Genomic DNA, 14,719 nt, shown 5'->3' on the forward strand with positions numbered 1-14,719 from the left:
ATATTAGGAATTTTTGTTAATTAATCAGTGATGGCATTCATTAAAACATCAGCTAAACTCATGTCTTCTAAATCATCTAAAGTTACGGTATCACAAATATCGAATTTAGCACCAACACTTTGTAATTGATCATCTAAGGCTTTAAGAAATTTGGTGGCTTGAGGATCTGAACCGACTTGAATCATGGAAATTCCTAATTCTTCATCTTTTTCCATTTGTTGGGTAGCACGAATGATAATTTCAAATACGGCTTTGCGATCATCTGGTTCACCGTCAGTAATGACTAAAATCGTTTCTCCATTAAGTTTTGTTGTCCCAGCGGCTTTGCGCTGAAAGTAGTTATTTAGGGCATCTTGGAGGACACTTCCTAAGTTAGTCGTACCGGATGGATCATTTTCCTGAAATATCTGGGCAACTTTAGCAGCAGTAACATTTTCATAACGTTTAAATCTGCCGGAAAAAACGTAAACTGTAATGCCATCAGGATCAAATTCTTCACACTTTCTGGCTAAAGCAATGGTAGATTCTTCAGCTATCTTCCATCTAGTTCTTCCACCCGCTTGGTCGGGTGTGGACATACTACCGCTTTTGTCAATAATTAAGGTATAGTCACGATCGCTCATCATAATCTTCCTATTGTCATTTTTCTATCTCTAGTTTAACCGTTAAGTATGAATACAGCAGGAATAAAGGAGTCAGGAGTCAGGAGTCAGAAGGAAGAAGGAAGAATGAATAAGGAGTAAAACTGGCTTGCTGTCTGGCTTTGAATTTAGATCCTGTACCTCATTAATCTGCAATCTGCTGTGATTCATCCGTCCTTATCTGCGTTTATCTGCGTTTATCTGTGTTTGATTATTCTTAAATTCTAATTCTATGCAGCTTGATCTTAATTACGAATTACCAACTTTTGCTTTAGGATAAGCAATGCGTTTGTGATGAAATTGTTGCCAAACATCCACAAATATTTGGGCAATTTTTGGCATTTCTTCTCTTGTCAAGCCTGAATCTATTAATTGTTCATCTTGCCATTTTGCTTTGAGAATATTATTCAGCATATTCAATGCTTTTTCTGGAGTTGCATCTTTAAGACTGCGTAATGCGGCTTCACAAGAATCCGCTAACATGACGATTCCTGTTTCCCGTGATTGGGGGATAGGACCATCATAACAAAAATCTGCTTTATCTACGATGATATGGGGATTTTCTTGGGCTATTTGTTGGGCTTGGTGATAAAAATAAGCGATCGCCATTGTGCCTTGATGTTCGGGAATAAAAGCCTGAATTGCCGTTGGTAAACTGTGTTTCTTCGCCATTACTACCCCTTCCGTCACGTGCTTTTTAATCAATTCGGCACTTTTCCAAGGATCTTGAATTTCTGTTTCATGTTTATTGGGACTGCCAATTTGATTTTCAATAAATCCCAAGGGATCGTGCATTTTGCCAATATCATGATACAGAGTTCCCGCCCTAACTAATTCTACATTACATCCCAATTGTTTAGCCGCAGCTTCAGCTAGAGTTGCCACTAATAAAGTATGTTGAAAAGTTCCTGGAGTTTCCGTAGCTAGTCGCTTTAATAATGGGCGGTTGGGATTAGCTAATTCTGCCAAGCGGATAGGAGTAATCACATCAAATAATGTTTCTAAATAAGGACTTAAACCCAAAGCCACAATACTCCAAGACAAGCCAGATACAGCAAACAAACCTGCTTCTTGGAAGATATACCAACCCGAACCAAATACCCCACCTGTGAGGATTTTTAATAGTAAGAATACACCACCTTGGGTTAAGGCAGAGACAACACCTAATAATGCTAATTCTTCACGCGATCGCAATCTATGAGCGACATAACTACTTAACATTCCCCCCATAGCCCCAGCCAACAATACCAGAATATTTGTATCTGTGGTAATTGGGAGTATCAGCGACAATAACCCTACTACTGTTATCCCTACAGTTGGTCCATAGAAACTGCCTAATAATAAACCAATAGCACTCCAAGTAGTATAGGGTAAACTCATTGCCAATACTCCAGGAACACTGAGGCTAAGAAGTAAAACTAATAGGCGATCGCGTTGTCGCAAATAGTTATGACTTTTTCTTTCTATCCAGACAAAAATCTGAATCCCTCCAGTAACAACCATACCGACAATTGTTAAACCCATCCAATTCACTTGGCGGCCAATCAGGCGATAATGTTCTAATACCTGAAATTTCCATTTAGTAATTTTTTCTCCTTTACTAACAATTACCTCTGCTTTTTTCACCCGGATCATTACAGATGGTATTTGATTAGCTACCAGTTCATCTTGTTGTTCTGTTTGGGCTTCGTCTTGTTTAAGATTTGGTTGTAGTACGGCTAATAATAATTTTGTTACTAGGGGTTCAGCTTCACTAGGTACAGATGATTGCACTTGCAAATTAACTGCATTATTCAAAATAGTTTTAGGTAATCCAGCATATATACCTTGGGCAAGAATTCGCTCGGCAATTTTATGAATCCCATCTTGTGTTTTTAACCAATCATCATCAGTTAAATCTAAAATAATAGGTTCTGTATAAAAATTTTTAATTTGTCCAGTTTCTATTTGTGATGCTTTCTCAATTGCTTGATTATATTTTTGTCTAACTTGAGAGATTTTGGTAATCAATGCTGAAAAATTAGATTCTGATCCAGTAAATTGATAAGCTTCTAGTTCTGATAATGCTTGAATAAAACTAGCTTCATCACTCTGCTTTCCATAAATAGGAAAAGGTTTAGACAATTGCAATACCGGAAAATTTGATGATATTTGTGGAGACAACAAAAATTTTGAATTTTGTTTTTTTAAATTTTGTTTTCTATTATTTTCTAAAGTTACTTTCAGCTTTTGCCATTCTGATTCAGGAAAAGTCCTAAGATAACGTTGAATAGAAATTGATAAAACGGCAGGATCAAAAAATGGAAACCCGTCAACTATATCCCTAAGTTCATTAGTTGTATCTAAAAATTTTTCCACCTGTTCATTAATTTGTTCATTTATATGGTTATCAATCATGAGAACAGGCACAGATTTATCTATAGCATCTTTTCGTTTCTGTTCTGTTTCTTGCTGATCTTCAACATCATCTGTGAAAGGAGCAGTAAATGTTTGTAAAGCAATATTATCAACTTTCATTCTTGGTTGGTTATATAAACCATGTCCCATTACACTTGTGAGTGATAAGATTGCCAATACCAAAATTATTGAAGAGCGTTTTTGATGTATCCATAGAAGAATAAATTTATCAATACCACGAGTTTTCTTAACTAATTTAACAGTTGATTGTTGTGTCTGTCTCTGTTTGCCTTGTTTTCCTTGATGACTATTTGCTGATAAATACAGAAGTAGATTTTTTAGAAAATTCCCATGCAGTTTATGCTGATACTTTCCTTTTCGGAATAGCACTTTATACTGCCGCTGCCATTGCCTCAGTTGCTGGCTCAAGGATTGCAAAAATCGCTGCGTTTTCATCTTTCCTTCCGCGAAATACCCCAAATATGGCTGATGTCTCCGCCATGCTACCGCGAACGCCACTCTAGCTGGATAAAAAGTTAGGGAGTGATAGCAGTTCCCATTTGACCTTTGCTGAATCAGATCATTTCAACGTCTACGGATAATATGAGGAGCAGCAAAGATAGTATATCCTGTGTCCACAAATTCGCCGCAATTATCGCTCAAGTCATATACTCCAGACCACACCGCCATCATTGTATCGGCTAATGTGAACATTTGGGCAAAACTCTCAAGTCCCCAAGCCGGGGAGTTAGTGACTGACGGAGAAATTTGCCAATTTACAGGTATACCAACTGTACTGTTATACGCGCCTGATAATGCTCCAGCAATTGCACCTGTAATATTTTGATTGGCAAAATTGTGATTTTGATTAGCTCTTAATACGGTCAGGGGAAAGTCTTCTAATGTACTCCCAAAGCAGTAAAAAGCTAAACCAATATTGCTAATTAATTTTTCTGGACTACTCAATTCCCTTTGTGCTGTTTCTAGTCCCGCCCCTTTTTTTAATAAATTATTGACTTTTATTAATTCTTGTGGTAATAAAGTTGATGTTTTATCTAAAAAACTCACTGTTTCCGAAATCAGGCTGTGGGGGTTAAGTTTTTCATTCAGGGATTGAGCGATCGCATATCCTATAATTAAACTAGCATCTCTGATCATCGGCTCATTTTGCCCATTGAATATCCTTTGCACGGCTAAAATATTTTCTCGCATTCTATCGGTATTGTCATGAAAAAAAATCGCCACTGGTAATGTAGCGAGAATTATTTGTCCCCAGAAATTAATATTTGTTTCTAATTCAATACCTGCTTGTTCTTGACGCTTTAACCAGTCATCTACATCTAACCTGCCCAAACTGATTAAACTTTCCGTCCCCAAAACCGCAATTTTACCCAATCTAAAACTATTCTGGCTAGATAAACCCTCTCCCAAGAAAGCTCCCAGAAAAGTTCCCCTAACCCGATTCACAAGAGAATAACGCATAATTTTTAATCGGTGATTGGTAATTGGTAATTGGTAATTACTTCTTCTTCCCTGTCACCTGTCACCTAATTACTGCCTTAAATGGTACACCAGTGCTTGTAAGCCTAACAAATAACTTTGAGCGCCAAAGCCACTGATTTGGCCAATTACCACTGGTGCGATATAAGAATGATGGCGGAAATCTTCCCGACGATAAATATTACTTAGATGTACTTCGACAGTAGGTAAATTAACGGCAGCGATCGCATCCCTCAAAGCTACACTAGTATGAGTGTAAGCCCCAGCATTAATGACAATCCCCTGATGCTTTCCTAATGCCCCGTGTATAGCATCTACTAAAACCCCTTCATGATTTGACTGCAAGGGCAATATTTCGGCTTGTAGTTCCATTGCTTTAGACTCTAACAAGCGATTAATTTCTGCCAAAGTCAAAGAACCATAAATTCCCGGTTCTCTGAGTCCTAGCAAATTTAGATTTGGACCGTGCAGCACAAGAACACTTAAAGCTGGCAAATTCAACTCTCACACCTTCAATATTTTAGCGTCGTCGCCGAGAACGTTCATGTACAGGAATCGGAATCAGTTCCGGTTCCGGTTCAGCCTCTGGACCTAGCAGGCTATCAATTAACTTCCGCGCTAATTCTTTCAGCTTTTCCAGTACCTTTTCTATATAATCCATTAAACTGACCGCTCCTGAGATAGTACCTCAATTTTTTTTAACAGGGTCGCAGAAACTGGCGTATTATCACACCTTTAGCCTACAAAAAGGTTGACACATTTCCATAAGTATGATATATCCTACTAGGAAATTCTAATTTTGTGTTCTCCCTTACTTATTAGATTATCACATCCTTAATTAGTAATGGGTAATTGGTGATAAGGAATAGAAGTTTGGGAGTCAGTTGTCAGTAGGGGCGAAGCATTTGCAAGATAAATTATCGGTCATTGCCAAAAATAGTTCTCCAAATGCTTCGCCCGTACAGTTGTCAGTTGTTGGTTGTTGGGAGGAAGAAAACAGAAAAAATTTCCCCTGCTCCCTGCTCCCTACCTCTAACTTGCTGCGTCTTTCTTTTTTCCTCTAGTAGTAGTTGATTTAGTAGCAGTTGATTTAGTGGTTTTGCGGGGAGATTTTGTAGATGCTTTGGCTGAAAGTAATTCAATAGCTGTAGATAGCGTGATATTTTCTACTGATTCACCTTCAGGAAGACTGGCATTAGTTTTCCCATGTTTAATGTAAGGACCATAGGGACCATCATAGATATTGACTGGTGACTCATCTTCTGGATGCGTACCCAACTCGCGTAAAGCTTCTTTAGACTTACTCTTAGCAGCAGCCCGTCCTTTTTTCGGTTCTGCCAATAATTCTAAAGCACGATTCAAGGAAATTGTCAAGACATCATCCGTAGATTTTAGAGAACGGTAATCTTTCCCCTCCTTCCCTTGGTCATGGACAACATAGGGGCCAAATCTTCCTAAACTAGCTTGGACTTTGCCACCAGTTTCGGGGTGAGTTCCCAAAGCACGGGGGAGAGATAATAAACCCACAGCCATATCTAAAGTGACGGTTTCTGGTGTCACACCTTTGAGTAAAGAAGCTTGTTTAGGCTTAGGATTTTCCTCAGTTTTATCGCCTAATTGAACGTAGGGACCATAAGTACCAAGTTTGATATAAATTGGTTCTCCAGTTTCCGGGTGACGACCGAGTTGGTCAGGTCCGGAAATTTTTTGTTTGAGGAGGATTTCCACCTGTTTGGGGTTCAGGTCAGCCGGGGTGAGGTTTTTGGGGATAGAAGCGGTAATTACTTCCTCACCATTGGTAACTTCGATATAAGGACCATATTTACCAATGCGGACTTTAGCATCTAGATTTTCTAGTTCTACAGTTCTAGCTTTACTGGCATCAATTTCGGTTTCCCGTTCCTTCACCAAAGTTTCTAAACCTTGTTCACCAAGATAAAATTTCTTTAAGTAGGGAAGCCATTGAGCTTCACCCGTGGAAATTTCATCCAAGGTTTGCTCCATTTTAGAAGTAAAACTAGGGTCAACAATATCTGGAAAATGTTTTTCCAGTAAATCAGTCACAGCGAAAGCCGTGAAAGTGGGAATTAGGGCATTATTCACTAATTGGGCATAATCTTTATCAATGATTGTGCCAATAATACTGGCGTAGGTACTAGGACGACCAATACCTTCACTTTCTAAGGTTTTCACCAAAGTTGCTTCGGTGTAACGGGCGGGAGGTTGGGTTTCATGACCTACCGCTTCCAGTTCATTACATTTGGGATGATCACCAACTTTCAGCGCAGGTAGAATTACTTCTTGGTCTTCTAAAGCGGCTTCAGGATCATCCGAACCTTCGACATAGGCGCGAAGATAGCCAGGAAAATCTATGCGCTTACCAGAGGAACGAAAACCAGCGTCTTCAACTTGGATTTGCACAGTAACTTGAGTTTGGCGAGAATCAGCCATTTGTGAGGCGACGGTGCGCTTCCAAATCAAATCATAAACAGCAAATTCTCGGCCACCTAAGCCAGTATCTTGGGGTGTGCGGAAACTGCTACCAGCGGGACGAATGGCTTCGTGAGCTTCTTGTGCGCCTTTAGATTTAGTGGTGTATTGGCGAGGTTGGGGACTAAGATATTGTTTCCCGTATTTTTGTTCTACACAAGCACGGGCGGCGGTAATCGCTTGGTCGGATAAATGTACCGAATCTGTCCGCATATAGGTAATATACCCTTGCTCATATAAATTTTGAGCAACCCGCATGGTATCCCGTGCCGATAGGCGCAATTTGCGGTTAGATTCTTGTTGCAGTGTGGAAGTTGTGAACGGTGGCGCTGGTTTGCGGGTGACGGGACGTTCTTCCATATCCGCCACTGTCCAAGTTTTCCCTTCTAGGCGGGCTTTTAGGGCTTCGGCTTGTTCCTCGTTGAGTAATACAACATTACGCCCGGCGGTAATTCTGCCCGTTGTTGAGTCAAAATCGCTGCCTGTGGCAACTTTCGTGCCGCCAAGAGTCACTAAAACCGCGCTAAAGGGACTTTTTTCCTGTTCTAGACTGGCTTTTAAATCCCAGTATGTACCTTCATGGAAAGCCCGGCGTTGTCGTTCTTTAATTACTAATAAGCGTACTGCTACAGATTGCACTCGCCCAGCGGATAACCCCCAGGCAATTTTTTTCCACAGTAGCGGCGATAGGGTATATCCTACTAATCGGTCTAAAATTCTTCTGGTTTCTTGGGCGCGAACTACCTGCTCATCAATATTACGGCAGTCTTTCAAAGCTTTTTGAATGGCTTCCTTGGTAATTTCATGAAAGACCATGCGCTTTGTTGGCACTTTCGGCTTGAGTAATTGGTATAAATGCCAACTAATACTTTCCCCTTCCCGGTCTTCGTCTGTGGCCAAAATCAGTTCAGTTACGCCTTTGAGGGCTTCTTTAAGCTGAGTGACAATTTTCTTTTTGTCTTTGGGAACGACATAAATCGGTTCAAAGTCGGCTTCTACATTGACCCCAAGCTGCGCCCATTTTTCCCCTTTGACGGCTGCGGGAATTTCACTGGCCGACTGGGGAAGGTCACGGACATGACCCATTGAAGCTTCTACTACATAGTCTTTTGGTAGGTAGTTGCGAATGGTACGAGCTTTTGTGGGAGATTCGACGATAACAAGAGTTGACATGGAAATTTAAAAAGAATAATAGCTATGCAGCTAAATAGTTAAGTTGGGTTAATTTTTGCGAAATGTCAAGATGAAATATCATGCCTCAGCAGTGATTGTATACTTACACAAACTACCCAACAGGGGTAAATCTTTCTCAACTTCAGGTACAGTGATCTTTTTGAGAATGCTAGAAGTAACCTTTGAGAGTCAATTGTCAGTTATTTCCATCTTTAACTTATCTAGTACATATTTGACGACTATAGTTTGTAAAATATCCCTGGAATTTAATAGTACAAGACTCACAGTTGTTAAAGGTTGGGGAAATAAATAATTTAAAATTAGCTTAATTTTTCTAATTTGCCATTTTTTTATAGATGCTGTGTCAAAATTAACTTATACAGGAAGAAGTCAGTCCCTTCAAGCCAGGGAATAAATTCCCTGTCTAAAAGCTAAAGTCGGTTAAAACCGACTACTTTGGCATGAATAGGATAATTTTTTGATTTTGAGTTAACCAGAGTGCGTTTTAACGTACTTTAGCTTTTAGACCGGAACTTAAGTTCCGGGCGGGTTTGTTCAGCCAAGCAAATAAGTTACTTGTACTGAGCAATAAATTATACTTTTCAAACATACTCTAACCTTTGAATTGCATATTTGAAGGGAATATAAGCTGTCAAAAATTGATAGTAGTATTAACATTGGTGACTACCAAGTAAAAAAATATTCTAACTTGTCGCATAGATATAAGGTTTGACACTTGTAAGTATTTGTGTCAAACTTGTGCGTGTATAGTCTTTAGCTAAAAAGTGTTACAAGTTGTGACACATCCTATCGCCTTCAGATATCATCTTAATATCAATAATTAAATCCATGAATACTGTACCCAATTCTGCCCTGACGCTGACCTATAATCAACTCAGCACTTTCTCCGGTTTAGATAATTTCTGGCAGGTTTTCGATACCGCTTTTAGTACGCAATACAATCGTAGCGGTGCGGAAATCCTCCGTTTACAGTGGCAATCTGGTGATTTTAGTCAACTTCCGCAAATTGAAATTCTGGATAGTAACATTCTTGGTGGTGCTAATGGGGCTTATGCCAGTAGTAATAATAAGATTTATTTATCAGCTAATTTTGTCGCAACTGCTACACCAGAAACTTTGCTTGATACCCTGTTAGAGGAAATTGGGCATTTTGTAGATGCTCAAATTAATCAAACCGATAGCGCTGGAGATGAAGGGGCGATTTTTGCAGCTTTGGTGCAAGGGCGAGAATTGAGCAATGCTCAACTGCAACAGCTACAAGCAGAAGATGATAGTGCTGTTATCACTCTGAATACACAGACAATTGAGATTGAACAAGCAACCGTAGGAGTTAACCCAGCTTTTGATTTAATTGGACTGACTCGGTTACGCAACGATCCACAATTTGCCGGTATTGATGGCAGTGGTTTTTCAGTAGCAATAATAGATACAGGGTTAGATCGTAGCCATTCCTTAATTAGCCCAAATTTTAGAGCATTTGCTGATTTTGTCGAAGGTAGAACCAACGCCTATGACTCCGGTCAACACGGGACTCATGTAGCGGGAACAGTAGGTGCTAGAGATGAAAATATTGGGGTTGCACCTGATGTTGGTCTGATTGGCTTACGTGCTATAGGTCCTTTTAGTGCCATAAAAAATGCTCTCCAATGGGTTCTAAACAACCGCAATCAATATAATATCATTGCGGTCAATATGTCTTTAGGCGAAGGAAGCTTTTTGACAAATAACTCTCAGATCGAATCTGAAGGTGGTATTATCACTGAGATAAACGACATTATTGACAGGCTAGAAGATGTAGGAGTGACTATTGTTAGTGCTGCTGGGAATGATTATGCTGAAAAAGAGATCCCTGGTGTATCCTTTCCAGGGATATCTAGCACTCTCAACGTTGGTGCAGTCTGGCAAGACAATCAATCTTTAGGACAGTATGTTCCTGGCGGTAGTCAATCCGCACAACAACTTCCTGGGGCTGACCGTATTCTCGTATTTAGTCAGCGTCTAGATGACCCGAATAACACCTATGACACACTCTTTGCTCCAGGCGCAATGATCAGAAGCACTGTGCCAGGGGGAGGATTTGAGCGATGGCCAGGAACTAGTATGGCATCTCCTCACGTAGCGGGTGCTGTTGCGCTCATGCAAGAAGCCGCTGTTCAATTTGGAGGTAGGGTTTTAACTCCGGCTGAAATTGTGGAGATTCTGCGATCGACAGGTGATCAGATTGTTGATGGCGATGACGAGAACGATAACGTTGCCAATACTAATACTTCCTATCGTCGTCTGAACATTTATAACGCCATCAGCGAAATTAAACGGCGATTTGAGCAAATTGCACCTCCACCACCAGGCGGTGGAGCAGGAGATCCTAACGGAACCATTACCGGAGCTTATCTCGTACAAACAGGCCTAAATGGTTCTCCTGTGGATGCGCTCCTTGGCTCGATTGGAACAGATGGTGGAACAACCCAGGTTGGAAATAAAGATGTAGACATATTCCGTTTTGAAGTTGTTGTTCCCGGAACTGTGACTATTGAACTGGGTTCTCATCCCAACAATGCCAATGATTTTGATACGCTACTGCGACTGTTTAATTCATCAGGAACAGAATTAGCCTTTGATGATGATGGGGGTGCAGGAGATTTTTCTCGCCTGGAAGTTTCCCTAAATCCAGGCGTTTACTATGCAGGAATTAGTGGCTACAACAACGGAAATTACAATCCGAATCTAGCCGGAAGTGGCGTAGCCGCAGCCACTGGGAATTATTCCATTCAGTTTGGCCTTGGCAACACCGATTTCAACGGACTGCTAGAAAATGCCGTTGATATTAGTCTGGGAACAGATATAGATCCTTTTGACTTCAAAGAAGGCTTCATTGGTGCTGACTATGGTCAGTCTGTTGGTACTGGGGATGTAGATTTATTCAAGGTAATTATTCCTGATAATGGTACGCTCTACATTGATATTGATACCCCCTTTGATACGGGTTATGTAGATTCCTACCTGCGGCTGTTTGATGCCAATGGCAATCAGTTATCTTTTGCAGGCACAAGTGATCTGATTATCAGCGATGATGATCTATCTTTTGATGCTGATAAGTGGACTGAATTTACTGATTCTCTTTATCCTGACTTAGTTTTTGAAGATCCTACTGATAGAACCTATTATCATGGACACACCACCGATAGCTTTATTGCAGCAGGTGTAAGCAGAGGAGACGTTTACTATATTGGAGTTTCAGATTATGCTAATCGGAATTACAATACCCAAAATTTGAGTAACCGCTCTACTGCTGGCACTGGCGGTTTATACAATCTCACTGTCCAGTTTCTTAACAATGACCGCAATGGCAGTATTGCTCAAGCAGTCTCTAATATTTCTTTGCCTGTTACCGGACAACCAGGAACTATTGGCGCTGATACCGATCCGCAAACAGGCCAATCTTTCCAAGTGGGCGACCTTGATGTAGATTTTGTGAAAATTCGTGCAGCTACGGCGGGAATTTTAGAAGTTGACATTGATTCCTACGAAAATACTTCATTTACCACTCCCGTTGATACGGTTCTCTCAATCTTTGATGCCCAGGGAAAATTACTAGCTGAAAATGATGATACCAATAGTGTAGATCCCCTGCTACAATACCAAATTCAAGCCAATACAGATTACTTTGTTGCTGTTTCAGGATATGGCAATAGCAACTTCGATCCCTTCATGCTTGGCAGTGGTTCACCTGGCGACACAGGTCAGTACATTTTCAAAAGTCGATTACTATCCACTAACCAAGTTATCGGAAGTCTCTCAAACGATGCTATTAATAGCGATTTGGTTCAGAGCCAGCCTGTAACTATTGGCTCACCAGTTTTTGCCAATATCGGCAGCGATAACGACTTTGTTATTGGAGCTACTGACATCGACATCTATAGATTCGTTGCCAATTCAAGTGGTAAAGTCCAAATTCGCACGAGTACCTCCGAAGCATTTAGTGCCGACACTTTCCTGCGTTTCTTTGATGCTAATGGCACTGAAATTGCTTTCAATGACAATGAGAATAGTAATACCAGAGGCAGTTATTTAGAAGTACAAGTTACCTCTGGTAGTCAATATTATATCGGGGTAAATGGTTACAGTGATCAGGCTCGAAACTATAATCCGATGACTGGTAGTGGTGCTGCCCCTGGAAGTCAGGGCAATTATACTCTGACACTAACTCCCAGCACTACCCTAGCAGTAGCTGTAATTGAATCAGCAGGTAATACCAAACTAGTCAAAGATGCCACGAACAAATACTTTACCCAAATTGGAACAAATACCCCAATTGCTATCAAAAATGGTGGACAACAAATCTACCAAGATATCTACGCAGGATGGCAAACTCTAGCCGCAGAAACCGTCAATGGAGTTAATCAAGTTCTCTGGAAAAATATTCCTGGTAATTACTTACATATTTGGCGTTTAGATAATAACTGGAATTTGGTTTCTTCTGAAGGAAATTGGGGATTAAATTCGGCAGAAGCTTTAACTCAAGAAACTAACTTTGGTATAGATACCAATGGTGATGGTGTGATTGGCAATCCTTACAGCGCAATTGAATCAGCAGGTAATACCTACTTAGTCAAGGATGCAGCCAACAAATACTTTACCCAAATCGGAACAAATACCCCAACTGCTATTAAAAATGGTGGAGAACAAATCTACCAAAATATCTACGCTGGTTGGCAAACTTTAGCCGCAGAAACCGTCAATGGAGTTAATCAAGTTCTCTGGAAAAATGTTGCCGGAAACTATCTGCATATTTGGCGTTTAGATACTAACTGGAATTGGGTTTCTTCGGAAGGACAATTTGGATTAAATTCTGCTGATGCTTTCACCCAAGAAACTAACTTTGGTATAGATACAAATAGTGATGGCATAATTGGCATAATTGGCAATCCTTACAGTTTAATTGAATCAGCAGGTAATACCAAATTAGTCAAGGATGCAGCCAACAAATACTTTGCTCAAGTAGGAACAAATATCCCAGCCACCATCAAAAATGGTGGACAACAAATCTACCAAAACATCTACGCTGGTTGGCAAACTTTAGCCGCAGAAACCGTCAATGGAGTTAATCAAGTTCTCTGGAAAAATGTTGCTGGAAACTATCTGCATATCTGGCGTTTAGATAGTAACTGGAATTGGGTTTCTTCTGAAGGACAATTTGGATTAAATTCGGCAGAAGCTTTCACTCAAGAAACTAACTTTGGTATAGATACCAATAGTGATGGTGTTATTGGTAATCCTTACACCGCAATAGAATCAGCAGGTAATACCAAATTAGTTCAAGATACAGCCAACAAATACTTTACCCAAATCGGCACAAATACCCCAACCGCTATCAAAAATGGTGGACAACAAATCTACCAAGATATCTACGCTGGTTGGCAAACTCTAGCCGCAGAAACCGTTAATGGAGTTAATCAAGTTCTCTGGAAAAATATTCCTGGAAACTATCTACATATTTGGCGTTTAGATAGTAACTGGAATTGGGTTTCTTCTGAGGGAAATTGGGGATTAAATTCGGCGGAAGCTTTAACTCAAGAAACTAACTTTGGCATAGATACCAATGGTGATGGTGTGATTGGTAATCCTTACACCGCAATAGAATCAGCAGGTAATACCAAATTAGTTAAAGATACAGCGAACAAATACCTTACCCAAATCGGCACAAATACCCCAACCGCTATCAAAAACGGTGGACAACAAATCTACCAAGATATCTACGCTGGTTGGCAAACTCTAGCCGCAGAAACCGTCAATGGAGTTAATCAAGTTCTTTGGAAAAACGTTTCTGGAAACTATCTACATATTTGGCGTTTAGATAGTAACTGGAATTGGGTTTCTTCTGAGGGAAATTGGGGATTAAATTCGGCGGAAGCTTTGGGTAAAGAAACTGTCTTTGGCATAGATGCTAATGGTGATGGCTCTATCGGTAATCCTTCTAGTCTGACTCTAACAGGTACTAGTGGTAACGATATCCTTATCGGTGGTGCAAATAATGATCTTCTCACTGGTGCAGGTGGTAAAGACACTTTAACTGGTGGTTTAGGTGCTGATAAGTTTGTTTACCAAAACCTCTCTGATTCTCTCTTAGCTAATTTTGATGTGATTACTGATTTCAACGCCACCACAGGTAATGATTTATTCCGTGTTTCTACTGCACGAGCCGGATTTGTAGATGTGGGCGCAGTCAATACTTTAGATACCGCAGGTATCGGAGCAAAATTAACAGCCGCAGCCTTTGGCTCTAATTTTGCGGCTCAATTCAGCTTTGGACAAAAGATATTTGTCGCCATTAATGATACAACAGCAGGGTTTAATGTTGCTAATGATGCCATTATTGAAGTCACAGGATTAACAGGAATTCTGGGACTCAATAACTTTACAACTGTCTGAGTTTGGCTGCAACATTCCCGCCCGGAACTTAAGTTCCGGTCTAAAAGCTAAAGTGCGTTAAAACGCAC

At 40.3% G+C, this 14,719-nt stretch carries 8 protein-coding genes; 2 read left to right on the forward strand and 6 right to left on the reverse strand.

All coding sequences use genetic code 11. The features are described from left to right. Positions 1-20 precede the first annotated feature (20 nt). From FJR09_RS06160 to FJR09_RS06180, 5 genes are all read right to left on the reverse strand, one after another. Positions 21-626 (reverse strand): VWA domain-containing protein, encoded by a 606-nt coding sequence (locus FJR09_RS06160; protein ID WP_168634137.1) that lies wholly within the window; start codon positions 624-626, stop codon positions 21-23. 264 nt (positions 627-890) lie between these two features. Continuing rightward, complete coding sequence (locus tag FJR09_RS06165) at positions 891-3,494, reverse strand: HD family phosphohydrolase (protein ID WP_168653333.1); 2,604 nt, start codon at positions 3,492-3,494, stop codon at positions 891-893. Between the two features lie 129 nt (positions 3,495-3,623). After that, entirely contained in the window at positions 3,624-4,520 is an 897-nt protein-coding gene (locus tag FJR09_RS06170; protein WP_168653332.1) for an ADP-ribosylglycohydrolase family protein, read from the reverse strand. 69 nt (positions 4,521-4,589) lie between these two features. Then, positions 4,590-5,033: a type II 3-dehydroquinate dehydratase gene (aroQ, locus tag FJR09_RS06175; protein WP_168653331.1), complete on the reverse strand. Its 444-nt coding sequence runs from the start codon at positions 5,031-5,033 to the stop codon at positions 4,590-4,592. Between the two features lie 25 nt (positions 5,034-5,058). Continuing rightward, positions 5,059-5,199, reverse strand: a complete 141-nt coding sequence (locus FJR09_RS06180) for a hypothetical protein (protein WP_015081449.1) — start codon at positions 5,197-5,199, stop codon at positions 5,059-5,061. 223 nt (positions 5,200-5,422) lie between these two features. On the opposite strand from FJR09_RS06180, the gene FJR09_RS06185 reads away from it, so the two are divergent. Then, positions 5,423-5,602 carry a hypothetical protein gene (locus FJR09_RS06185; protein WP_168654041.1) on the forward strand — a complete coding sequence of 60 codons (180 nt, stop codon included), beginning with the start codon at positions 5,423-5,425 and terminating at the stop codon, positions 5,600-5,602. On the opposite strand, the gene topA is transcribed toward FJR09_RS06185, so the two are convergent. Further along, positions 5,571-8,201 (reverse strand): type I DNA topoisomerase, encoded by a 2,631-nt coding sequence (gene topA, locus FJR09_RS06190; protein WP_168653330.1) that lies wholly within the window; start codon positions 8,199-8,201, stop codon positions 5,571-5,573. The genes FJR09_RS06185 and topA overlap by 32 nt on opposite strands. Before the next feature lie 849 nt (positions 8,202-9,050). Here topA and FJR09_RS25025 point away from each other — a divergent pair. Further along, positions 9,051-14,651 (forward strand): S8 family serine peptidase, encoded by a 5,601-nt coding sequence (locus tag FJR09_RS25025; RefSeq protein WP_254433046.1) that lies wholly within the window; start codon positions 9,051-9,053, stop codon positions 14,649-14,651. Positions 14,652-14,719 lie beyond the last annotated feature (68 nt).

This window comes from Dolichospermum sp. UHCC 0406 (assembly GCF_009712025.1).
Classification (GTDB): domain Bacteria; phylum Cyanobacteriota; class Cyanobacteriia; order Cyanobacteriales; family Nostocaceae; genus Dolichospermum; species Dolichospermum lemmermannii.